Below are 25,520 nucleotides of genomic sequence, written 5' to 3'. Positions count from 1 at the left end.
ATTATTTTGTACCACGTACCTTTTGGATCTCTTCGTAAGTAAAGGCGCTGTCCTTCTGATTAAAGCGCTTGTTGATAAATGTAAGTATAGAAGCCACTGCATAGTCATCCAGGAAATCGCCATGTGCAGGCATGACACCGTTGTAAGTCTTGCCGTTCACCTGGATCTCTCCCTGCAGGCCGTGTAACACTATTTTAATTAGCCTTTCCCGGTTGCCGCTTACCCATTCGGACCCCAACAGCGGCGGATAGCGGTTATTATCTCCTCTGCCATCACGCTGATGACAACTCGTGCAATAAACATTATACAGCATGTTGCCATGCATCTCTCCTCCCTTTCCCAGGTTATCTTTCACTTCGTCGGGCGTCTTTATGTAAGAACGCGATTTACGGGCTTCCATAGCGACCAGCTGCGCTTCGCCGAACTGCGCTTTGTTTCCTTTATACATCACCCGCCATATCTTACCTTTATTGGATTCTGAAATATATAGCGAGCCATCTGGTCCTTCGGCAAGTCCCATAGGACGGTATAAGGCGTCGCTTGTATTCACCACAGTATCAATGCCGGTAAACCCGTCTGCAAACACTTCCCATTTACCAGTGGGTTTCCCGTTTTCAAATGGAGCAAAACAAACGATGTATCCCGCCTGCGGATAAGGCGCCCGGTCTGTTGAGCCGTGAAATGCAATGAAAACGCCTTTCTTATACCGTTCAGGAAATTGGTTACCCTGATAGAACAACAGCTCCATCGGCGCCCAATGGCCCGGAAAACCCATCACGGGTATATCAAACTTAGCCGCTCTGCCAACGATCTTGCCATCGCCACCATATCCCGGTTGCAGCATATTCTTACCCAGCATGTGATCGAAGTAAGCATAAGGCCATCCGAAATCCGACCCTTCGGTGACCTTCAGGAGCGGCTCAGAGGGCAATACTGCGGCCTGCCAGGAGGTGAACAGGTCCGGATACCGGGTATGAAAATTATCTATCCCATTCATTACTGCATACAGGCAGTCGTCATTGGGGTTCCAGGCCACGCCCAATACACTGCGGATACCGGTGGAATATTTATAACCGTCTTTCTGCGTCTGCCCTTCCTTGTCGGCATCAAAGCGCCAGATACCTCCATGCCACTGAAGATCGGGAGCAGGATCAAGTCCCTTGCCGCCTGGCATTCCCCCCGGACCAGCCTTTTGCACATCCTGGGCGGCATCTGTAGGAGCGCCAAAAGGCACATACATATGCCCGTGCTTGTCAAATGCCATCGGTTTGGCCGTATGCCAATGCCGTTCGATATATTCATCTTCATCCGTAAGGATAATCTCCGTTCTGCTATCTGGAATAAGTTGCCCGGCTTTCAGCTTGTTTCTGAGTACCTGCCGGAGCGTGGAAGTATACAAATAGCCGTTATAGATCACCATCCCCACCGGCAGCCCTCCCTCGTCCTTATAATCGCCGAAATAGGCAATAATATCGGCTTTTCCGTCATTGTCAGCGTCCCGGAGCGCCACGGTACCTCCTCTCCCTTTCATGATATCGTTATAAACAAGTTTTACATAGATATCGCCGTTGTCATTTACTGCTATATGTCTGGCTCTGCCAAGGCTGTCTGCAACTACCACTGCTTCGAAATCACCGGGTAGTATCAAGCCTCCATTGTCAGGATCGCCGGAAGGCAGTCCTATCCTCGGTTTATTCTTACATTGGAATACAATGACAGCGATGCAACACAGCAAACTCCATTTAATAAGATGATGACGGAATATTCCAAAGGGGGATTTATACATGACATTCTCGTTTTGGTATAAAATAAAAATCGGGGGTTTTCCAGCTTATACTAATATACGGAATATGGTGGTTCTGTTATGAATATCTAATTAATTAGTGATTGGCAAGGATGCTGGGAGAAAGACTATTTTTTATCAGGTTTACATGAAAAGATCGGGCACATTAACTTCATTTCATCAGATTTTTAATAATAATTTTGCCGCCTTGTCCGGAGTTCCTGTACTCCACTTTATTATAAACCCAAATCAACGCTATGACCCAGGAATACATCGAAATACGTGGCGCAAGAGAGAATAACCTAAAAAATGTGGATGTTCGTTTACCTAAGCGAAAAATCAACATCTTCACCGGTGTGTCCGGTTCCGGAAAATCATCTATTGTATTTGACACTATCGCCAATGAAGCACAAAGGCAATTGTATGAGAACTTCAGTATGTTTATCCGCAACCTGCTTCCCCGCTATCCGCAGCCCAATGCTGATGCGATAGAAAAACTAAGCATGGCCATTATTGTTGATCAGAAGCGGTTAGGAGGTGGCTCTCACTCTACGATGGGCACTGTGACTGACATATCACCGGTACTGCGCTTGCTTTTCTCCAGGGTAGGGAAACCTTTCGTCGGTTATTCAAATGTATTCTCCTTCAATGATCCACAAGGCATGTGTCCGGAATGTAATGGATTGGGACAGAAGCTGGGATTTGACGGAACGAAATTTTATGATCCGGACAAGTCCTTAAAGGAAGGCGCATTACAGGTACCAGGATTTGCAGGTTGGGAAAAAGAGATGTATGCCAACACCGGTTATTTTGACGTGAACAAGAAGTTGCGCGATTATACAGAAGAGGAAATGAATCTGCTGCTATACAGCCCTCCCACAAAGTTTAAGCTACAGATAGGGAATGGCACCATGAATGCCACCTACATGGGTATCATAGAGAAATTCAATCGCGCTTATATCAAACGTGACCTCAAAACATTATCGGAACGCACGCAGAAGATGGTGTCTGCTTACCTGCACTATGGACCATGCCCCTTATGCAAGGGCGCCCGCTTAAAACAGGAGGTATTAAATTGTAAAATAGACGGACATAACATTGCAACATTGTCGGCGATGGAAGTGGAAGAGCTGATCCCTCTTCTGCAGAAGATAAACGATCCCATAGCGCTGCCAATGATAGCAACGCTGAAGGAGCGTTTACAACACCTGGTTGACATGGGCCTGGGATATCTGAGCCTTGACAGGGCAACAGATACATTATCAGGAGGAGAATCCCAAAGGGTGAAAATGGTAAAACATCTTGGCAGCAGCCTGATCGATGTCTTGTATATTTTTGATGAACCCAGTGTGGGTTTGCATCCCAGGGATGTTTACAGGCTCAATTCCCTGCTTACCAAATTAAGAGATAAGGGAAATACGGTGATAGTGGTAGAGCATGATCCTGATGTGATCCGCATTGCTGACCATATAGTAGATGTTGGTCCGATGGCAGGAGCCAAAGGAGGGAATATCATGTATGCAGGTAATCTCGCAGGTTTACTGAAATCTGATACCCTTACCGGGAAATATATGAACCATACCTTTGCCATAAAAGAACAATACCGCAAAGCTACGGGGCACTACTCAATCAATCATGCCAGCGTCAACAACCTACAGCATGTATCCGTTAATATTCCTGCAGGAGTATTGACAGTAGTGACAGGCGTTGCCGGCTCAGGCAAAAGTTCGCTGATACATCATGCCTTCCTGTCGAAACACCCGGAGGCCGTTGTTGTAGATCAATCAGCTGTAGGCACATCCACAAGATCTAATCCGGCTACCTATACCGGAGTGATGGATCTGATCAGAAAAGCTTTTGCCAGTGCCAACAATGTAGATGCATCGCTTTTCTCTTTCAACTCAAAAGGAGCTTGTGAGAATTGTCAGGGTACAGGCGTTATCTACACAGATCTGGCTTTTTTAGAAGGAGTGAAAACACCGTGTGAGGTATGTCAGGGGAAAAGATACAAAGAAAAAGTGCTTGCATTTACATTCAATGGAAAGAACATTTCTGAGATATTGGAGATGACGGTTAAAGAAGCTAATGAGTTTTTCTCCATCAGGGAGCTTTCGAAGAAGCTGCAAACATTGATGGAAGTAGGATTGGAATACCTGACCCTGGGACAACCATTGAGTACGCTCTCCGGTGGTGAATGTCAACGTATCAAGCTGGCCAGTGAGCTACATAAAAAAGGGAGCATCTATGTGATGGATGAACCGACTACCGGACTACATATGTCTGACACCGGCCGCCTGATCTCTTTAATGGATCGTTTGGTAGATGGTGGTAATACTGTCATTGTAATCGAGCATAACCTGGATGTTATCAAAAATGCTGACTGGATAATAGATATGGGCCCAGAAGGTGGTCATAAAGGCGGACAGGTGATATTTGAGGGTACGCCGAAGGAGCTGTGCAAACAGGCCGGTTCGCATACGGGGTATTACCTGAAACGCGCCTTAGGTTGAGGTTGCGCCGCGAACTATTCAGACCAGGTCTTACTCATCTCTAAAGTTCTCGACAACGAAAAGATCTACGTTAGGATAGTTCGCGGCTGCCTTATTAATTACCATCTTGACATCATCCCAATTCAAACCACCCAATCCAGCACCTATTTTAGGCAATGCAATCTTATCTACTTTAAGCGTTGATGCAATGGATAACATTTTGTCAATTGCCTCATCAACAGCCTCCAGCACAGCTCTTGTTGTCCAGCTAACCTGGGTACCGAGGTTAAAAACATACCCATCTCCATAGTTGTATTCAAAAACACTACCAAGGGCGAATTTACCAGTGCTACAAAGCGTTTTATACTCGTTATACATTTTAGGATATCTTGCCTTGAATTCAACCGCAATACCTTTTCCCATGGCTCCGGCACAATTACATCCATGTGCGTAGTTGTGAACGCCCTCTATCTTAAAAATGTTGCCAAATTCGATATACCTTACCATTCGAAGTTTTTAATGTTGGGACGTAAAGGTACTGTTAGTAGAGAGGATTACAAATTGCACTATCCCACAAGCTGATTATTTATTGAATGTTTGTATCCCATTAGTATATGTAATTAATCTCCCGTTATCCTCATAATAAGCCTCAGGATATTCAGACGGGAAAACACTGTTGAGGGGCGTAACCCGCCATGCTTTAACCAACATCTCCGGATCATCACCTTTTCCAAGGTTGTAATAGCCGAATTCCGCTTTAAAGCAACTGTCTTTAAATTTGTCTGCTGCTTTGTCAAACTGTTCAAGACTGGCAAGAAATAAGCCTCTGAGCTGAGGTAAAGTCAGTTGATGCAATGTATCTAATGAAGTTCCTTTGGTCAGTTTACCTGCTCTGGCACCAAGTTTATGATCCAAAAAATTGTATGAAAGATCGCGCATAAATATCCCCAGTCCGTTTACGTATTGACTGACTTTTACTATTTGCTCATAGCGTTTTGCATATGGTGGATAGTAGGTTTGCAATGAATCATAGAAATATCTATAGTACCTCAGATTACTATTCGCAATTTGATTATCCTTAAAAAGGGTATTAATGGTGATCACATCAGCGCTGCTGACTGAATGCGCGGTAACAGGTATATAGATTCTCTCAATACAGCCGTGATCTTCAGGTAGTATGATATCGTTGTTGTCGTTGTGGTGTTTAGAACAGGCATTTAAGGCCAGGATACAAATGATGGCTGTCCAGAGTACATTTTTCATAACGTTGCTATTGGTTTAACTGGGGAAAGAAATATTATGCAGACAATATCCTGTCAGCGTTTCACAGCGGGCTTTAGGTTATTGTTTCAGTAGAACGGAGAGTTCGCCTTGAAAGTAACATCAACTACCCGAAATTACAATTACATGACATTAGACAATTGTACAAAAGCTGATAGCCGAACTACGATATCTTTATAATTCACTATTTTAGTTGCGTTGATAATAAAATATCCCTGAATCGCCAATACCTATGAACTATCAGATTATAAAAGACAGAAATATCCTCCAGGAATTTATTGAATGGTTACCAAACCTTGAAGAGGGGGAAACCTATTATGTAGGTTTACTGGCAAGAAGTAAATATACAGAGGGAAATATTATTAAGTCAGACAAACAGCAACTTAAAAGATTCACCAGCAGGAAAGAAGATCTGTTCTATAAGATCTGGCAGCTGGAATGTCCCGTTGGAGCTTATACGAATAAAGGCAATGCCGTTCCGCAGGAATCCCTTGCCATTTACATTACGCCTAATCCACGTAGTATGTATGATGCTACGTTCAGCGGTCTTACCACACTTGCCAAATGTATACAGCATCAGAAGAGAACGCACAATCCTCACCAGGAAGTAATGAATGAAATTCAGCGGTCGAAAAGCAGAAGCTGTTTTGTCGATTTCGATATTGACTATAAAGAAGCCGGCTATGGGCAATTCCTGAAGCCATGGGTATTTGAAAGAGTCGGCAATACGGCCAACGTAAGGTTCATTGAAACCAGGGGCGGCTACCATGTACTGGTCGACCCTTCAACAGTAGAAGAACCGTTTAAAAAGAACTGGTACCAGGAACTGGCCAAACATCCGCATACAGATCAGACGGGAGATCAGCTGATACCAATCCCCGGATGTACACAAGGAGATTTTATGCCAAAGTTTGTATAAATCCTGGGTACGAAAATAAAAGGAGGCAATGATGGCCTCCTTTTTCCTGTCTACGCCCAACAATCCATTACGGGCGAATATCTTTCCGGGGAGGCAAACTTACCATACTTAAAGATATCTGGTTGTTATCGTCTCGTTAACGGGATTACTTAAACGTAAAGACAGGCTGTACCATTGCATAAGACAGGCTATAATGACAGCTATAAATGGAAAATCTGTCAGCTATTCCGCATGAAATAGCCAACAGATTTTCTCAACCGGTTCTCAATACGAACACCGGGTTTACCCGACACTACGCAAAAACCTTATATGCTTTTCCTGTTTGTGCGCCGAGTACGCTTTTAATATATGCCAATGTTACCCGATGCATAGAAACAGGTTCGTGGCCTGGCATGAAGGGAAAATAAACCGGCGACTCCTCCACTACATCCGGACCTACAGCATTGATGCGAATGCCATTTTTAAGCTCAATAGCAGCTCCGCATATAAATCCATCTATGGCTCCATTAACAGCGCTTAATGACGCTCCCAATAAAACAGGGTCTTCTCCCATACTTCCTGAAGTCAGTGTAAAGGAACCATTGGGATTAATATAATGTTGCCCTATTAATACAAGGTTCACCTGCCCCATTAGTTTGCTGTTTACACTTACCCTAAAATCTGCATCGGTCATTTTTTCCAGCGGCCCGAAATGACCATCACCTGCTACACAAATCAATGCATCGAATGGACCGGCCTGTTCATACATGGCTTTTATGGAATCAGGATCACTAATATTAACCTGTAGATCTCCGCTCCGGGATCCTGCTGTAATAATCTCATGATCTTTTTGCAAGGCCTTCGCTACATGTTTGCCAATAGTACCAGTAGCGCCAATAATGATAATCTTCATGATACAAATTTTGCGTCGAAATTATCCTAATACTGTACTTTTGTCAAGTAGTTACCATTTTGTCAAGTAATTACCAAAAGGTTGTAATTATCAACAGGATTGAATTATGGAAATAAAAAAAAATCAGGAAAATTATCATAGCGCGGAAGATTGCCCCATAACAGCAACTATTGTTGTAATTGGCGGCAAGTGGAAACCACCTATTATCTGGCTTTTACTAAAAGGTCCGATGCGTTTTGGCGAATTCAGCAAAACAATGCCCAACATGGCACTTAAAGTACTATCAAAGTGCTTAAAAGAGCTGGAGGCAGATGGCATTATCATCCGTAAAGCCTATCCTGAAATCCCCCCGAGAGTGGAATATTCATTGAGTGAAAAGGGAGAATCCCTGCGGGAAGTATTGTTCTTATTATCGGATTGGAGTCGTAAAAACATTATGAACCAAAGCGAAGCAGCTTATTCCTGAGAAAGAACAGTAGGGAACTGCAGATAAGGCAGCTTTATGTAAGCAGGCCTTGCCTTTATCCATCCTAATTATTGTCCATCTTTCCATGGTCGTAACTAATAACCCTCGATATCCTCCAAACATTGCCTTTCTTCTGCCACACATGTATAAACTTATAAGTTCCGCTCACATGCTCACTTTGTCCGGAGTTTGTATGATAAAAACGATGTACCCCTATCTCCAAAGCGCCATCGACGCCTAGCGGATGAACTTCCAACGTATTTTCCAGAAGCTGACGCCGGATATGTGAATTCCTTTGGCACATCTCTCGTATAGATTGCATTTCTTCCTCCAGATAATGCAGCCCACCTAAATCATGGTAAAACTCAAAGTCATTAGTCAGATATTGACGATAGGTAAGTGTATCACAGCGATTAAAGGCGCTAAAGAAAATGCTGTCCTGCTTAAAAATTTCCTTGTAGAGTTCAATTTGTTTTGCTCCCTCATCTGATGGAATTTTGCCGCCTTTATTATTTTGCGCATGGGCCATTGCAAATGGGACAAGGATCATCGAGATTATTATTAGCCTGATTTTCATAGTGAAAATTTAATTCCCTAAAATAAATATTATTCAATAAAGCACAATCTACATGTAGTGAATAGCATAGCGCTACTCAAAAATCACCTGTTAATCAATCATATTTAAGATTATATATTCCAAATAATCTATATTTGAATCTTATTTCAAACTCCTATGGACTCTTTAGACATCGTGAAGATTTTAGGTACAGGGATCGCCGGATTTGGTTTCCTGCTGATGTACCTCGCGTATAAACTCATTGCCAGCCTGGTTACACTACCAAAAGTTAACCCTGCCATCCTTAAAATGATCAACCGCTATATGCTGGTTTGTTTTATTATGACCGTAACTGTAGGCGTATTTACGTTTATGTCTACCTCTTACAAAAATGATCTGATCTCCAACCAGGAAGCTGTGATCAAAAGCAAGGATACCGCATTGAACATCCTGACTACCTCTCAGAAAAACAAACTGCTTGCTGACAGTGTATCAAAAGCGGCAGATAGTCAGACTATCGCCGGAGTACATTCCAGGCAAAGCAGCTATCTCGACACATTACAGAAGTACATCGAAAGCCAGCACAATCCAACTCAGCGCGACAGGTTTAACCATTACAAGAATTCACTTTCCACTATCGCCGACTCACTGACTATGTCAAATGTGGATCATAAAAGAAGGGAATTCCTGAAGGAAAAGTATGTAACGCTCAACGATTCTATTACCAGGTTATCATTGAAAGTAGTGGCTAACCAACAACCCATCATCCAGAATTAAGTCATCAATAGCAATAGATAACGCCTGCTGCATTGTCTTGTAGCAGGCGTTGCTGTTAATGTTGTCGTAAACGGCCTTCTTATTGTCGCAAATACCCCCTGCATGTGAATCCCCTCTGTTTTAATTTTGTTCAGCCACCAGTGCTAAAATCAAACATGAACAATATCAACAACACCATCGCCGGACTTGAACTCGCACAAATCGGCTGGGTAGTCCCCGACATTCACGCCGCTGCAAAATTCCTTGCCAGCACGCTGGGCATCGCTGGCTTTCCTCCACCAGAACATATGCACGCGCAGGACCTCGATATGACCTATTATGGCGAGGTTGTAGCCGGCGACTGGCTGACCACTCAGACTTATAACGGAGGTACCTTCATTGAACTCGTCCAGCCTCTTTCCGGCCAAAGTATGTTCCATGACTACCTCGCCAAATATCCAGCAGGGGGAACACAGCACCTTGCCTTCCGTTTGCCCGTAAGCGATTTCGATAGGATCACCAACGATCTTCGTGAACAAGGTTATGCAATCATCAGTGAAGTGGACCATCCAATTGCACGAATGGCTTTCTTCGACACCTACCAAACGCTGGGCCTTGCTACTGAGATTATGGGTATCACTCCGGAAGGATGGATAGCTATTGCACAAATGCAGCGGGGCCGGTGAGGTGATCACATATCCTGCAACACGCACCAGCAGTTACCAGAATTTCTTTTCTCCAGATCCTGCTTTCTAAGATGAAAAGAATTTCCACATTTATTTATTTAAATTGCTGTGGTAAATTGCCATGTTTTGAATACTATAGCTGCTTTGAAACAAGGTAACCTTTTGGTGTTCAATGAAGTCTACTATTCCTGGCACAAAAGGATCTACTATTTTATTCTCCAAAAAACCAGGTCATCCTTCATTGCTGAAGAGGTGACGCAGCTCACATTCATCAAATGCTGGAACTACCGGGAAAATCTCGCTGATGACCTCAACATACAGTTACAGCTGTTCCGCATTGCCCGCACCACCCTGATCGATTTTCTCCGCAAGGAAACGGTTTACAAGGAAAAGATCATTCACGTGATAGACAAATATACCTTACCGGTAGATGACTTCTGGGGGAAACTGGCGGAAAAAGAACTACAGGTAAAGCTGGCGAATGCACTGAAAGAAATGCCTCCGATGCGTCGTAAGATATTCGAAATGAGTCGTTTTAAAGGCATGAACTACCAACAGATTGCACACGAACTTTCCTTGTCGTCCAGAACTGTCGAAACACATATTTTCCAGGCCATCAAACAGATAAAACATTATCTCGGGCTCCTGATATCCCTTCTGGCCTGGCTTAGCCGGTTTTAAAAATATTTCTGAATCAGACTACGTAGTTCGCGCGTTTCAAACGTATTACTTATCTGCCAGCCGTATATAATATGATAAATGATGAATTACTAAAACGGTTCTTCAGCCATCAATGCACTCCGGAAGAAGCCCGCATGGTGGCCAATTACCTGCAGGAGCATCCTGATATGCTGGAGAAATACCTGCCGGAAGAGGAATTCCTGCAATTACAGGAAGAAAGCCACTTCCCGGAAGCCGTTTCCCGACAGTGGCTGAAAAATATTCATCAACAAACGGTATTGTCTAATAACCGGAAGAAATGGATTAAACGACTGTCTATCGCTGCCATAACAGCCGGCGTACTGGTTGGGGGAACCCTATTACTGCTTCGCCGCGACCATCAAAATAAACCCGCTGCTAACGGGGAAATGACCGTAATAATTCCGTCTGAACAACAGCAACAAACCACCAACACCAGCCATAAAGCCATGGCCATCGTATTGCCGGATGGTTCAGTAGTAAGCCTATTGCCGGCAGCCACCATCGTATATAACAAACAATTCAGGGAAAACAGGAACATTTACCTGACAGGGGAAGCCGATTTTACTGTAGCCGCCGATAAATTACATCCCTTTGTCGTGTATAGCGGGGAACTATACACGACCGCACTGGGCACCTTTTTTCATGTGAAAGCCATCCCTGGCGAAGATATGATCAGCATAAGACTGAACAGCGGAAAGGTGATGGTACAAGGATCTGTCAATAAAAAGAAAGTCATCAACGATGTAGTACTTACGCCCGGCAAAGAACTTAACTACTATCGCAAAACAGGAAAAGCAATTGTATCCGACTTTAATACCAGGGGCATGGACATATTAGTAAGAGCCGGTAGCAACGATACAGGTTATACAAAACCTGACTGGTATAAATTTAATAATCAACCGATGCCGCAGGTATTGGACCAGCTAAGTAATTACTATGGAATAGCCATCTATTATTACCCTTCAGATGTGATGGACATTTATTTCGATGGTAAATTTGAAAAAACAGACTCGCTGGAGAAGATCCTGACTGATTTAACGCTTCCCAATAATCTGAAGCTGACCCGGAATGATAGCGGATTTATAATCAGGAAAAAATAATTCACCGACATAGTTCAATTCCACCAATGAGCGCCTTAGCGCTCCAGGGCTTGCTATGCCCTGCACATTAAAAACACGTTCCAGTTATGAAGATGTTCTATCGACCAAAATGGCGTCTGTTTCTGCTAGTCATGTTAATATCAGGCGTTGCAATGACCTCTCTGGCACAAAGTCGTATGCAGGTGACCGGCACCGTGCGTACAGATCAGGGGGACCTTCTCCCCAATGCCTCAGTAGTGGCACTCAATGAAAAAACAAAGTATACCGCCGGCGTGGTTACCGACAGCAATGGTGTATTCCGTTTCTCCGGATTACCCCCTGAAGGAAAATACTCCTTCGCCATTTCTTACATGGGTTTTGAAACCCAGCGGCTGAACGACGTAACCCTGAAATCAGGCGCTACGCTCACTTTTTCTGTACGCCTCGTCAGGACCGTGGCAGCGCTGAACGACATCGTCGTTATCGGCTATGGCACTGCCAGAAAGAAAGATGTGGTAGGCGCCTTCAGCGTAGTTACGGTGAAAGAAGCCGGTGCTGTAAATGCCACGAATCCTTCACAACTACTTATCGGTAAAGCCGCCGGTGTACAGGTACTCCAAAGCAGTGGCAGCGCCGGTGCAGATGCCCAGATTATCATCAGGGGTACCGGTAGCTTCACTGATATCAATCCGCTGTATGTAGTGGATGGTATCCAGGGCACTAAAAATCTTTTCAATACACTCAATCCCCAGGATATAGAAAGTATCACTATCCTGAAAGATGCATCTTCCACAGCTATCTACGGTTCCGCAGCTGCCAATGGCGTGGTGATCATCACCACCAAAAAAGGAAAGCCCGGCCCACCCCGTATTAGTTTTACTTCTCAATGGGGCATTGCCAGCGCCTGGAAACAACTGCACCTGCTCAATGCCGCACAATATGTGGACGCGCTGAAAGATCTCGCCACTACGAAGAATACCGTGCTGCCGGCAAAGTTCAACACATCGGCAGTTTTACAGGACAGTACCGACTGGCAGGATGCCATCTTCCGTAATGCGCTCGTCTCTGAAAATGATCTGAACATCAGTGGTGGTGGTGAAAAAGTAAATTATAGTGTGTCCGCCACTTATATCAATCAACAGGCGATCTTAACCAACGCGACCAACAAGCGATTCCAGGCACGCATAGGCCTCGAAGAAACACTGGGCCGGTTCCGTTTTACGCAAAACATCATCGTCCGGCAATATGTAGGTAAAGGCAACTATGCCAATATCATCAATGCCATACAATATGCACCTTATAAACCCACCCTGGACCCTTCTATACAGGGTGGATATTCTATCCTCTCCAACATCGATGACTTCAGCAATGCCGTTAATCCATTACAGGAGATTGCCATGAGAAGTCAGACGACCAAATCACTCGCCTTCTTCCCGCAACTATCGGGTGAAGTACGCATCATCGACGGGTTAAAATTCCGCTCACAGTTCGCGGCAGAAGTGAACTCCACCCGGACTAACAGCTACCAGCAACAGTACCAGGCATCTAATTTCCTGAACCAGGCACGCCAGTCGACGCTCGGTTTTACAGAAAACTCCTACTACATGCTGGAGAACTATCTGTCGTACGAAAAACTATTGGACAGGCACCAGTTCTCTCTGATCGCGGGACAAAGCTATATTGATCCGGGAATTACGAATAGCTCCACCATCAGAGGTACAGGCCAACCCAATGATAATATCACCGATGTGGTAGTGGCTCCTTCCCAATCCGTTACCAATACTTATTCCAACTATGCACGCCCTTCTGTGATCTCCTATTACGGACGGTTGAACTATACTTATGACGACAAGTATATACTCACCACCAGTTATCGCAGGGATGGTGCTTCCAACTTCGGACCAAACAACCGTTACGGTAATTTCGCTGCAGCCGGTTTATCCTGGCGCTTTTCAGAAGAAACATTTATAAAAGACGCATTCCCAGTACTATCTGAGGGTAAGCTGAGTGCCAACTGGGGACAAACCGGCAATAACAATATCCCTAACTTCCTCAATACCGCAAAAACGTACCAGGGCACACCCGGCGGCGCACTGGTATACTCGCTGGGCAGCACGGAAACATTTATATCCGGTACTACGCTGACCACCCTGAGCAACCCCGATTTAAAATGGGAACAAACCAAACAGACCGATATAGGCGTCGACCTCGCCTTCTTAAAGCATCGCCTCACCGTCGAAGCCGATTGGTATGACCGTAAAAGTACCGGTTTGCTGGTAACCACCTTGCTGCCTGCCAGTATTGGCGTAAGTCCTACCGGCGCGCAACCTCGTAAAACAGTCAATGCTGCCGACGCCCGGAATAGAGGGTTTGAATTGACCATCGGGTACAGGGATAAGATCAACAACAACCTTAGCTTCAATGTGAGCGTCAACGGATCTCTTAACCATAACGAAGTGCTGTCATTAGGCGACCAGTTTTCTGCTCCTATCCAGGCCGGCGCCTTTACACCGGTACCTGCCACCACTTACACCGCTGCAGGTAATGCCATCGGCTCCTTCTATGGTTACCGCCTGGATCATGTGGCCAGGGATGCTGACGAAATAAATACCCTTAACGAGGAAGCGGCCAGAAAATCCGGCAAACCAGAGACGAAATACCAGGATGGTTTATTACCCGGCGATTTCATTTATAAAGACATCAACGGCGATGGCGTGGTTACAGCAAAAGACCAGGAAATATTAGGCAATGCCATCCCCAAATATGTTTATGGGATCAATGCCGGTATTACATATAAAAACTTTGACCTGAACCTTGTATTGTCAGGTATCAGCGGACTGAAACTCCTGAATGGCTTAAAACTAAATACCAGCTTCATGTCTACAGGGCACAACGCCAGCACCGACATCCTTAACAGGTGGCGCAAACCCGGTGATGTTGCTGAACTGCCCCGTATAGGCCAGAATGTAACAGGTAACGGTAACCTCCGCCCATCCGACTGGTGGCTGGAAGATGGCAGCTACCTGCGTCTACGGAATATTACTATTGGCTACAACGCTCCGATGTCGATGTTAAACAATGTCACCAAAGGCACCGTTCAATCACTCCGCATTTACATAGCAGCGCAAAACTTAGTTACCCTCACCAGCTACACCGGCTATGATCCGGAAGTAGCAGGCGACTACCTCTTTGCACGTGGTATTGATCAGGGACAGGTACCACAACCTAGGACTTTCCTGGCAGGTATTCAATTAGGGTTTTAATTTCTAAACATGATTTTATGAAGAAGTATATACATCAATTATTACTGATAGCGGGGCTGACGACGATATTCAACGGATGTAGCAAGTCACGTCTCGACCTTGTGGATCAGAGTGCCTACGCATACGATACTTATTTCACTAACATCGGGGCGCTGAACCAGGCCACTATTGCCAGTTACGCTACGCTATTGCATCCCGGATTGTGGGCCAGGGAGTATTACTATATTTTTGATTTGATGGGAAATGAAGCCAAACGCGCCAGCTTCCTGTTGGGGGCGGAACAGGAACTGGGCGATTACAGTTTCGGCACCAACAATGCAGATCAGAGTGCATTATGGAGTTCCCTTTACCGGATGATCTTCCGGACCAACCTGGTGATAGACCGAGCAGCAGCCTGGAATCCCACGGCCACCGCAGATCGCGCAAAACTGAATCAATACCTTGCAGAGGTAAAGTTCCTCCGGGCATATGCGTATTTCCATTTAGTAACCTTATGGGGAGATGTACCACTATATATCGACTATCAAACCACATTGCATAACAACTATTTATCCCGCAGCCCTGCTGCTGACGTATGGAAGCAGATAGAAAAAGACCTGACAGAAGCAGAAGCAACCACAGAGTTACCCACAGTATATCCTGCTGCAGAATTAGGCAGGGTAACCAAAGGCGCCGTAATAGCCCTGCTCGGAAAGGCTTACCTGTACCAGAAAAAATGGGCGCTTGCACAGGCTTCCTTCGAAAAGCTGATGGGTGCTCCTTATACCTATAAACTCGACCCCTCATTTGATAATGTGTTCAGCACTACCAATCAGAACACACCGGAGAACATCTTCCAGATCATGGATCAACAGTGGACCGACTGGGGTGTTGGCTCCCCTTATTATATGTTTGGCAATGGCGCGGAACAGGTAGGCAAACAAACGCATACCGGCCGTGCGATGGAGTATGGCTGGAATGACTGGAAGAATGTATACATCAGCAATGCTGCTGTGAAAGCATTCACCTATCCCAATCCCGCAACCGGCGAGTTGTATACCGATCCCCGTGCCAAATCCACCTTCTATGGCACTGAAGCTTCAGGAGGAGAAACCATGTACTGCCAGCAGTGTGCCACAGGTGCCAAACCCTTTCCTTTTGATGCTACAGATCCACAGGGCGACTATCGCTGGAAGAAATATGAGTATTATAATCTCGTGGAAAAATATGGCGATCCTAAAAGCCCTATCAATGGCCAGGTGATCCGCCTGGCTGATGTAATGCTGATGCTGGCCGAATCCCATATCCAGCAAGGCAATACGGGCGATGCGCCACTGGCGCTGATCGACAGTGTACGCTCCCGCTCTCATGCCTTTTTGTATACTACATTGGGCGATAAAGATAATGCCATGAAAATATTGATGCGCGAACGCCAGCTGGAATTGTGCGGAGAGCAATGCCGGTATTTTGACCTGCTGAGATGGGGCATTATCAAGCAAACCATCAATGCGGAAAAAGCGGCAGAACCGGGCGTCGGCACAAAACCCTTCCAGGATAAACACCTGTTGTTCCCTATCCCCGACGTAGAGAAGAATTACAATCCGAACGTTGCCAAAGACATTCGAAATGGCTGGAATTAAAAGCTGCATAACGCCAACTACCTTACATTTCACAGGATCAAAGATTTCAGAAGCTACAAAACACCTGAAAAATTGCGACAATTGATGCCATAAATAAACGGATTGCTCTTAGTGATCCCACCAGTGTTCTTTTTCTTTGAAATTCTCCCCAACGGCCATAGCGACGATAGCATAGACCATGATCATCTAAAAACCTTAAAAAATTCCACTACGAACATGAAAAAAGTCTTCTACACCCTATTGCTGACAATGCTTTATCTGACCGCTTTGCGGGAGGTAAATGCGCAAACGTATACATGGAATCAGGTACGGATAGGCGGGTCCGGTGCCCTACCCTCATTTGTAGCACATCCTAAGGTACCCGATCTTTATTTCGTCACCACCGATGTTGGCACTCCTTACCGGTGGAACAAGAACCTGCAGAAATGGGAACATCTAATGTTATTCAAAAAGATACCGATCAACTATTGGGGCTGGGAATTCAGCCAGCGCTGTGGCAGCATCGGCGTAGACCCAAATGATACTACCGGCAACATTCTCTATGCCACCGTGGAGCACAGCGCCGGCCCCGGGCCAGGTAAAGGTTCAAGTACAGTAGGTACTATCCTGAAGAGTACTGACAGAGGTGACTCCTGGACTGACCTGCATGTTCCTATTGTAGTACATCCCAATACTACCCAGACTTACGGGGAGAGGATACAGGTGGATCCGGCTAACAGTAACCGGGTATGGGTGGTCACAGATCAGAATGGCGCCTGGAAATCAGAAGATGCCGGTACTACATGGGCGCAGGTAGACGCAGTCACTACAGCTGGCAACTGCTCGTTTCTTCTTTTTGACAAAAGCTCGGGGACCATTAACTTAAATGGTGTGAATGTTACCAGGCGGATTTACATTGGCCGCTCCAACGGCGTATTTGTGTCAGAAGATGGTGGTGGATCTTTCAACCAGATGAACAACAGTCCGATGTACCCTAACCGGGCCACGCTTCATGCAGATGGGACCTTGTATATATCTGCCGGGGCTGAGAATCTACCCAAAGGTGTCTTCAAATATAAGGACGGCAACTGGCAGGACATCTCTCCTTTAACTTTAGTACCAGATCCGGTTAAAAGCGACAGATACTTTGCTAAAGTGGCCGTAAACCCGGCCAATTCAGATGATATCGTGGTCAGCGTCCGTGGCTCCTGGCAAAAAGATCCTTATTTTATCTCAAGAAAAGGGGGCGCTCCCGGTTATTACAGACAGGGACAGATCAAACGCGATAATTCAGAAGCGCCTCACTCGGCAAATGATGGCGAACCTTATAACGATCCCGGGCATAATGCTTACGCGTTTACCTGGGATCCATTTTACCCCGACAGGGTGTGGATCAACGACCTGACAGATATACTTTGTACAGACAACATCTTCGCTTCCGTTTCTGACTGGAAGATCCGTGTAGTGGGTTTGGAAGAGATCATGGTAACAGGCCCATTAGTGGCGCCTCCCAGCGGAAAGAATCTCCTGCTTACGAGTACTGCAGATGTTGGTGGTGGTCACCACCGTTCCCTTACAGAGCCATTGTACGAGGGGGCTGTTTCTTACACCGACCTGCACAACAATGTATTCTCTGCGTTTGAAATGCAGGGAGCGGCTTTCCAGTACACCGATCCCAATTTTATAGTGCGTGTAGGCAGCGACGGTGCAGAGAACAATGATCCCAGCGCATGCCGTGCGGGTTACTCTACAGATGGCGGCGATCATTATACCCTTTTTCCAAAGTTGCCCGGTATACGCGGACGTGTAGCCGTATCGGCTAATCGCAGGAACATTCTCTGGCTCACACAAATGGATGGCAATAGTCCTGGTAATGTCTACTGGTCAGAAGACCTTGGCTCCTCCTGGACAAAATCCACAGGCCTGGCTTCGGGTATCTTACCTGCAGGCGCACAATGGATGCTATACCCCGGGCAAAACCATCTGGTAGCAGATAAAGTGAATAGTGATTATTTCTATGTCTGGGACCGCGGTTCGTTTTTTGTAAGCACCGATGGTGGAAAGTCGTTCGTGAAAACAGCTGCAACTGGTCTTACTGCAAACGCAGGCAGCAATCCCAATGGATCGTCTTATGCCACCTCCTCCAACATCGAAACAACACCAGGAAAAACAGGGGATGTATGGATCGCATATCACAATGAAGCTTATCCTGAATTCAGCGCCCTTTACCATACCACAGATACGGGTAAAACATTCACTAAAGTAGGTGGTGACAATGTAAAGCCCAAATGGATAGCCGTCGCTATGTCTGATACCACTCCGAATGCGCACCTGGTGTTGTACGTGACCAGTCAGGCCCTTCCCATCAATGGTGTTTATGACGGCGCCTTCCGTTCCGACGATACCGGTCGCACCTGGACTACTATATTAGACCGCTTGCCTGGTGTAGCGCCCAATATCGCAGCCGATAACAAAGGAAGAATGTTTATCTCCGCTCACGGAAATGGCATCTTTTTCGGCACCCCTGTAGCGGGGCCTGTTCAGTCGGTAGAAATAATCAACTCCGCATCAGATACCATTGTAAAAGGGTACGCTGTGAAGCTGAACGTGAAGCTAAGCCCCACATATCCTACCAATCCTTCGGTCACCTGGAGCTCCTCAGACACCGCCATCGCCAAAGTCGATCAGTATGGCAATGTAAGCGGCATGAACGCCGGCATCGCCACCATTACCGTCACGTCGGTCGATGGGGGGAAAACAAGTTCCAGACAGATCACCGTCATTCCACCCACTATATCTACTGGTATTGCCATAGACAGCATAGTATACGCTACTATGAATGCACCCAGGCAGATATCCGCGGCCATTATACCCGCTAATACAACCAATAAAACGCTTCACTGGTCGGTGGCAGATACTACCATCGCTACTGTAGATGCCAATGGTATAGCTACTGGTTTTAAACTGGGCACTACTACACTCACCATTTCCGCAGCAGATGGGGGATTCACCAAAACTGTGCAGCTGATCGTGAACACTACGGTGATTGCTATCAACGCAGGTACAACGGCTAACCCGGCAACACCTTATCAGAATACGGTGATCGGTCAATACGTACCAGAAGGCCCCAGTGGAACCGACAAACTATGGCACGCAGGTTATACCGGAAGCACACGTATCACGGCAACTGTGGACCTCAGCCAGGTAACATCACCTGCACCCCGCCAGATATATGAGTATATGCGTGTGTCGAGGTATAACGTGACCCAGATGCGTTATTATTTCCGGAATTTGATCCCCAATGCCAACTACTCGCTGCGCCTGCACTTTATTGAACCCAGCGATGCCGACAAAGCAAACCGGGTATTTAATGTGAAAACCAGTGGCGACAGCCTTATCAACTTCAACGTGTACCAGGCAGCGGGTAATAAGCTGAATACGGTGATTACACGCACCCTTGAAGCAAAAGCTGACGTCACAGGCGTAATAACGGTAAACTTCATTCCCAAAGGGGTTACCAATGGTCCCTACAGCGCTTCTATAGCCGCCCTCGAAGCGAATATCATTCCGCTCCAGGGGATCAGTATCTATTCTGATAGCAGTAACCTCTATGTAAGCTATAAAGACACGCTGAAACTGAGCACTACACCTGCAAATGCCACCAACCGGAACCTGGTATACAAGTCCTCCGACAATGCGATCGCTACTGTAGACCTGAACGGAGTGGTAACAGGAAAAGCAGCGGGCACGGTCACCATCACCGCCACCTCTGTAGAAAGCAATTTTACCGCTACCAAAACCTATACGGTTATCTATATACCTGCTACTGCCATAACGCTGGACAGCACTTCAGCCAATGTATTTGTAGGCTCCGCGCTTCAGCTCAACGCTACCATCAGCCCTGTGAAAGCCAGCAATAAAGGGGTGGTATGGACATCTTCAGATACAACCGTAGCTAAAGTAAGCAGCAATGGCACTATCAGCGGCATCAAACAAGGGGATGTAATAATAACAGCCACCTCGGCAGACAATCCGGCTATTGCGGCACAGGCCAATATCCACGTAGCCAATGTACTGGCCACCGGCCTTGCGTTCCAGCCATCTACTGCCGTTGTCGGAGAAAGAGATACGCTGCGGGTAGCAGTCAACTTCCTGCCCGCTAACACTTCTATTAAAAGAGTAACCTGGAGCAGTTCCAATACAACATTAGCGACGATTGACAGTACAGGACTTATCACTGCCATTAAACAAGGTAGCCTGACTGTCACCGCCAATACGCAGGACGGCTCCGGCGTTTCAGCAACCCTACAGGTAACGGTCGCGCCGTTTGACTCATGTGGAGGAATACCAAATTATGGTTTTGAAAGCGGCCTTATTAACTGGGTAGCTTATAAAGACACCATCCCCACTGTAGGCGCAGTGTACACCGTTAGCGGAAAAGGCCACTCCGGCGATAAAGCTGCTACTTTAGGTTTCACTACGGCGCATACCTCTTTAAACATACAAGGTTCCATACCAGTAAGGGGCGGTAGCCTTATCGTGTTTACCCAATGGGTTAAAGTAGATAAAGACGCCACCGGTTATCCCTGGTGGGCAGGTTATGGCGTTGGTTTCATAGACAGCCTTGGCGCGTCTACGGGCAATGCATCCTATTCAAAACAGGTAGATACTGTGATCGCATACCGGGACAACTGGGCTCAGATAAGAGATACCATCAACGTACCCGACAGTGCAACAGGGCTTACTTACTGGGTGTCTAAAGTAGGATTCGGCACCCTATGGGTGGATGATTATTGTATAGAAGTGTTAAAGACAAATCAATCAGCCCTGTATGGCATCAACGCAGGTACAACGCAAACGCCTCCTGGTCCATATGCCAATACAACCTTCGCACAATATGTTCCTGAAGGCCCTACCGGCACAGATAAACTGTGGCATGCAGGTTACACCTGGGTACAAAAGGTCAATTCCCCTGTAGATGTATCTCATGTAATTGATCCCGCTCCTCCGCAGGTATATGAGTATATGCGCATATTCAAAGACAATATCACCCAGATGCGTTACTACCTGCGTGGGCTTACGCCTAATACCGTTTATGCTATCCGCCTGCACTTTGTTGAGCCACAGGATACAGAGAAAAATAAGAGGATATTCAGCATAAGGGCTAGCAATGGCCTCGACAGCCTTATTGACTTCAACGTCTATCAGGCAGCAGGTAACAAGTTGAACACCGCTGTTATAAAAACCATCAGGGCAAAAGCAGATAACGCCGGTCTGATACAGGTATTTTTCTATCCTAAAAAGGGATTGTATGATCCTTATAGCGGCTCGATAGCAGCTATTGAAGTACGGACATTACAGCCCGGTGACACACTGCAAAATGCGGCTGCAAATCAAAATATCATCGCAGCGGTCAACAACAAACCGGACACTCACGTTAACCTGGACTTTACAACGGATGTATATCCTAATCCTTCCGGTAACGTGTTTAATGTAAAAATGACTTCTTCTTCGAAAGCACCAGCATTGCTTATCATTGTTAATAACGCCGGCAACATCATTTATTCTACAAGAATAATTGCCGGTACATACTATCAGCTTGGCCAAAATCTGAAACCTGGTATTTATTATATCAATATCAGACAAGGTGATCAAAGCAAGACAATGAAAGTTGTGAAACGCTAAAAGTTGAAACTGGAAAAGAAGGGCAGCCTCATTTCTGGAGTGCACCCAAATCTTAGACAAGATTAAGAATATTAAGCGGCTTGAGTTCGGTATTTAACTGGACTCAAGCCGTTTAGTTTTAATTTGATCAAAGCAGCTACCGAATCGAAGTTTTCCAATAGCCAGACTATGCTCCTTGGAGATCGGGAGTCCCTCCTATCCTGGATGATTCCGGTGATAGATCGTTATCTGATAGTATCTTTCATGAGGGCCTGAAACCCCGGGCCGCTGCAATAGGAACAACGGTAGCAGGGTCCGTGCTATTTAAATAAGTCTGCTGACAGCCCTAATTTATTTACCTTTACATCATAATTGTGTTTGATATATGCAGCAGCAACCGGAAGAACCCAGTAATTTAATGCCGTCAATGCGGGAAACATTGCCCAGCCAGATGCCGGAAGAAGCCCAGATCCTCAACCTTTTACCGGCAGCAGTTTATGTATGCGATATGTCGGGTGTTATCAGGAAGTATAATGAACAGGCTGCTGAATTGTGGGGAAGGCGGCCCGTTCCAGGTGATAAAAATGAACGTTTCTGTGGATCTTACAAGTTATACCTCGCTGATGGCAGCCCGCTGCTCCATGATCAGACTCCGGTCGCAGCATGCCTGAAAGATGGTCTTCCGAGAAAGGACCAGGAGTTGATCATAGAACGTCCGGACCAGTCAAGGATCTATGTGAGAGCGAATATTGTCCCGATCATGAACGAAAGTGGTATTCAGACCGGTACGATCAATTGTTTTTATAATATTACGGAGCAAAAGGAAACAGAAAAAGCATTAAACAGAAAAACAATAGAGCTGCAGGATTACGTGGACAATGCCGTCATTGGACTGCATTGGGTTGATGCCAACGGGATCATAAAGTGGGCGAATAAAGCAGAGCTGGAGATGCTCGGTTACACTGCGGAAGAATATATAGGTCAGCATATTTCAAAGTTTCACCTGTACCAGGAAAAGATCGAGGATATTCTCAACCGGCTAAGCTGTAATGAAACGCTATGTCAATATGAATCCGAGTTGATTTGTAAGGATGGGAGTATCAAAACGGTGTATATTAATTCCAGTGTTTATCGGGAGGATGGTAAGTTCATACACACCCGTTGTTTTACAGTGGACATTACAGCTCAAAAGCAGCTTTATACGGCGTTGGAAAAAAGCGAGATGCGTTACCGGGAATTAGTACAGCGCTTACAGGCTCCATTATATACTACAGATGCTGACGGACGGATTCAGTTGTACAACGAGGCTGCTTCAAAGCTATGGGGACAGGAACCGGAGGTAGGTAAAACGCTCTGGTGTGGATCTTATAAAATCCTGAAAACTGATGGTTCTCCGCTTCCGCTCGATAGTTGCCCAATGGCTGTATGTTTAAAGGAACAACGTCCCGTATATGGAGAACAGATACTGGTAATCAGGCCTGACGGAGCTATGCGTCATGTAGCGCCGCATCCTCAACCCATCTTTGATAATTCGGGGGAAATAACCGGAGCCATTAATCTTTTACTTGATATCACAGAGATAAAAAGAACAGAAAATGCGCTGCGGGAAAGCGAGGCGAGATACCGTACGCTGAATGCTTCTCTTGAAGAAATGGTCGCCGCAAAAACAATGGATCTGCAGCAGAAAACAGAGGAGCTCAGAAAGAGTGAAGAGCGTTATCATAAAATGGTGGAGGAAGTGGAAGACTACGCCATCATTTTACTTGACAGGAATGGTATTGTACAGAACTGGAATAAGGGAGCGGAAAAAATAAAGGGATATACGGAGCAGGAAATCATAGGCCAGAACTTCGACATTTTCTACCTGGACCATGATCGGGACCGGGGCCTTCCAGGTATACTGCTTAGAGAAGCCGCTGTAAAGGGGAAAAAGCTTCACGAAGGCTGGAGGCGCCGGAAAAACGGCAACCTTTTTTGGGCCAGCGTTGTGCTGACCGCTTTACATGATAAAGAAAATAATATTATAGGGTTTTCAAAAGTAACGCGGGATCTTACAGAAAAAAAACTGGCGGAAGATAAAATGAGGGAATATTTGTCTCAGCTGGAATTCCAGAATAAAGAACTTGAGCAGTTTAGCTACGCCGCGTCGCATGATATGAAGGAACCTTTGCGTAAGATCAATTTCTATAATGATTTCATATTTAATAATGCTAATAACGAGCTGGATGAAAGATCAAAAGATTACCTCAATCGTTCAGTTCTGGCGGCAAAAAGGATGAAACAGCTGATCGACGATCTGTTGACTTATTCCAGGACCACATCTGGCAGTGACGGCTATGAAGAAGTAGATCTGAACAAGTTGTTTGCTGAGATAGTAATGCAGCATAAAGAAGAATTTGAACAAAAAGGTGCACATATAGAAACAGACACTCTGCCTGTTGTCAGGGCCGTTCCCTTTCAGATCAGACAACTTTTCTTTAATCTGATCAATAATTCCATCAAATACAGGCATCCTGAAAGAATACCTATCATTAAAATAACCCACGTACTGCTACACGGGTATGAAATAACCGATTTTCACGCGATAGAGACCTTCAAAAAATATTATAGGATAACAGTGCAGGACAACGGCATAGGCTTTAACCCTGCCTATTCACAAAGGATCTTTGAAATTTTTCAACGCCTGAATAACCTTCCTGATGCAAAAGGCTCTGGCGTTGGACTGGCTATATGTAAAAAAATTGTTCAGAATCATAAAGGATACATCTATGCAACGGGGACGCCTGATGAAGGTGCCTGTTTTACAATATATCTGCCCAAAGATTAGGTAGGCTTTCTGCACATACCTACCAGCCTCTTTGCGACGCTTTGAAGGCCCATTAAGGTATCTGGTTTTACAATATATTCCGCAGCACCGCTATCAATACATTCCTTTACATGAACCGGTGCATCGGAAGTGCTAAGTATAATCTTGGGAATCTGATCATACCGGGTCTGATTCTTTACTGAAGAGAGCCACTGCGAGCCGTTCAATTCCGGCATATTATAATCCAGAATGATAAGGCAGGGAAGCTCATTGTCCCGGCGGGAATTTAAATATTCCATAGCCGCAAATCCGTTGGTGAATTTGTGCAGCTCGGCTTCCGGTTCCACCGCAATAATAGCTTCCTCAATTAGTTCCAGGTCTTCGAGATCATCATCCGCAATCAGGATTTTATAGCCCATGCTCCAATATTATTCTTTAGGTTAATTGTGACTGGCAACTTTAAGCTACACAAAGATATCTTTTTAACGGAGACAATGATACAACAATCTGCCGGGGCTTGTGCCAGTCAGGGAGCTACACTGATGCCCGACCAATTAATCCATTTTAGTTTAGTTTGAAA

The 25,520-nt window shown here is 45.6% G+C and carries 17 protein-coding genes; 11 read left to right on the top strand and 6 right to left on the bottom strand.

Annotated features, from left to right (window positions below; genetic code table 11):
* Position 1: 1 nt before the first annotated feature.
* The gene (locus tag BLR32_RS17585) at positions 2 to 1,786 is read right to left on the bottom strand and encodes a PQQ-dependent sugar dehydrogenase (protein ID WP_089834083.1); all 1,785 of its coding nucleotides are present in this window, start codon (positions 1,784 to 1,786) and stop codon (positions 2 to 4) included.
* 254 nt (positions 1,787 to 2,040) lie between these two features.
* Here BLR32_RS17585 and BLR32_RS17580 point away from each other — a divergent pair, with 254 nt between their 5' ends.
* Entirely contained in the window at positions 2,041 to 4,293 is a 2,253-nt protein-coding gene (locus BLR32_RS17580; protein ID WP_089834081.1) for an ATP-binding cassette domain-containing protein, read from the top strand.
* A gap of 30 nt (positions 4,294 to 4,323) precedes the next feature.
* Here the strand turns inward: BLR32_RS17580 and BLR32_RS17575 are convergent, their stop codons facing one another.
* Entirely contained in the window at positions 4,324 to 4,779 is a 456-nt protein-coding gene (locus BLR32_RS17575; protein ID WP_089834079.1) for a macro domain-containing protein, read from the bottom strand.
* 75 nt (positions 4,780 to 4,854) lie between these two features.
* The gene (locus BLR32_RS17570) at positions 4,855 to 5,535 is read right to left on the bottom strand and encodes a hypothetical protein (RefSeq protein ID WP_089834078.1); all 681 of its coding nucleotides are present in this window, start codon (positions 5,533 to 5,535) and stop codon (positions 4,855 to 4,857) included.
* A gap of 250 nt (positions 5,536 to 5,785) precedes the next feature.
* Between BLR32_RS17570 and BLR32_RS17565 the strand changes: the two genes are divergently transcribed.
* The gene (locus BLR32_RS17565) at positions 5,786 to 6,472 is read left to right on the top strand and encodes a hypothetical protein (protein ID WP_089834076.1); all 687 of its coding nucleotides are present in this window, start codon (positions 5,786 to 5,788) and stop codon (positions 6,470 to 6,472) included.
* 292 nt (positions 6,473 to 6,764) lie between these two features.
* On the opposite strand, the gene BLR32_RS17560 is transcribed toward BLR32_RS17565, so the two are convergent.
* Positions 6,765 to 7,364 carry a short chain dehydrogenase gene (locus BLR32_RS17560; protein ID WP_089834074.1) on the bottom strand — a complete coding sequence of 200 codons (600 nt, stop codon included), beginning with the start codon at positions 7,362 to 7,364 and terminating at the stop codon, positions 6,765 to 6,767.
* 106 nt (positions 7,365 to 7,470) lie between these two features.
* On the opposite strand from BLR32_RS17560, the gene BLR32_RS17555 reads away from it, so the two are divergent.
* Entirely contained in the window at positions 7,471 to 7,830 is a 360-nt protein-coding gene (locus BLR32_RS17555; RefSeq protein WP_089834072.1) for a winged helix-turn-helix transcriptional regulator, read from the top strand.
* Between the two features lie 64 nt (positions 7,831 to 7,894).
* Here the strand turns inward: BLR32_RS17555 and BLR32_RS17550 are convergent, their stop codons facing one another.
* Complete coding sequence (locus BLR32_RS17550; RefSeq protein ID WP_089834071.1) at positions 7,895 to 8,407, bottom strand: nuclear transport factor 2 family protein; 513 nt, start codon at positions 8,405 to 8,407, stop codon at positions 7,895 to 7,897.
* A gap of 156 nt (positions 8,408 to 8,563) precedes the next feature.
* Here BLR32_RS17550 and BLR32_RS17545 point away from each other — a divergent pair, with 156 nt between their 5' ends.
* From BLR32_RS17545 to BLR32_RS17510, 8 genes are all read left to right on the top strand, one after another.
* Positions 8,564 to 9,163, top strand: a complete 600-nt coding sequence (locus tag BLR32_RS17545; RefSeq protein ID WP_089834070.1) for a hypothetical protein — start codon at positions 8,564 to 8,566, stop codon at positions 9,161 to 9,163.
* 155 nt (positions 9,164 to 9,318) lie between these two features.
* Positions 9,319 to 9,828, top strand: coding sequence for a VOC family protein (locus BLR32_RS17540; RefSeq protein ID WP_089834068.1), 510 nt, complete (start codon positions 9,319 to 9,321; stop codon positions 9,826 to 9,828).
* Between the two features lie 126 nt (positions 9,829 to 9,954).
* Positions 9,955 to 10,509: a sigma-70 family RNA polymerase sigma factor gene (locus BLR32_RS17535; RefSeq protein WP_176842324.1), complete on the top strand. Its 555-nt coding sequence runs from the start codon at positions 9,955 to 9,957 to the stop codon at positions 10,507 to 10,509.
* Positions 10,510 to 10,580: 71 nt separating this feature from the next.
* Positions 10,581 to 11,630: a FecR family protein gene (locus BLR32_RS17530; protein WP_089834064.1), complete on the top strand. Its 1,050-nt coding sequence runs from the start codon at positions 10,581 to 10,583 to the stop codon at positions 11,628 to 11,630.
* Positions 11,631 to 11,716: 86 nt separating this feature from the next.
* A complete protein-coding gene (locus BLR32_RS17525; protein ID WP_089834062.1) occupies positions 11,717 to 14,872 on the top strand; it encodes a SusC/RagA family TonB-linked outer membrane protein in 3,156 nt (1,051 codons plus the stop codon).
* Between the two features lie 17 nt (positions 14,873 to 14,889).
* The gene (locus BLR32_RS17520) at positions 14,890 to 16,491 is read left to right on the top strand and encodes a RagB/SusD family nutrient uptake outer membrane protein (RefSeq protein WP_089834060.1); all 1,602 of its coding nucleotides are present in this window, start codon (positions 14,890 to 14,892) and stop codon (positions 16,489 to 16,491) included.
* A gap of 216 nt (positions 16,492 to 16,707) precedes the next feature.
* Positions 16,708 to 22,155 carry an Ig-like domain-containing protein gene (locus BLR32_RS17515; RefSeq protein WP_089834058.1) on the top strand — a complete coding sequence of 1,816 codons (5,448 nt, stop codon included), beginning with the start codon at positions 16,708 to 16,710 and terminating at the stop codon, positions 22,153 to 22,155.
* A 364-nt stretch (positions 22,156 to 22,519) separates the two neighbouring features.
* Complete coding sequence (locus BLR32_RS17510; protein ID WP_089834056.1) at positions 22,520 to 24,961, top strand: PAS domain-containing sensor histidine kinase; 2,442 nt, start codon at positions 22,520 to 22,522, stop codon at positions 24,959 to 24,961.
* Here BLR32_RS17510 and BLR32_RS17505 read toward each other — a convergent pair.
* Positions 24,958 to 25,359 carry a response regulator gene (locus tag BLR32_RS17505; RefSeq protein ID WP_089834054.1) on the bottom strand — a complete coding sequence of 134 codons (402 nt, stop codon included), beginning with the start codon at positions 25,357 to 25,359 and terminating at the stop codon, positions 24,958 to 24,960. The genes BLR32_RS17510 and BLR32_RS17505 overlap by 4 nt on opposite strands.
* Positions 25,360 to 25,520: the final 161 nt, after the last annotated feature.

Origin of the sequence: Chitinophaga filiformis, assembly GCF_900102545.1 — a bacterium.
Classification (GTDB): Bacteria; Bacteroidota; Bacteroidia; order Chitinophagales; family Chitinophagaceae; genus Chitinophaga; species Chitinophaga filiformis.
Note: the sequence above shows the minus strand (reverse complement) of the source record. Positions and strands in the feature narration are given on the sequence as shown.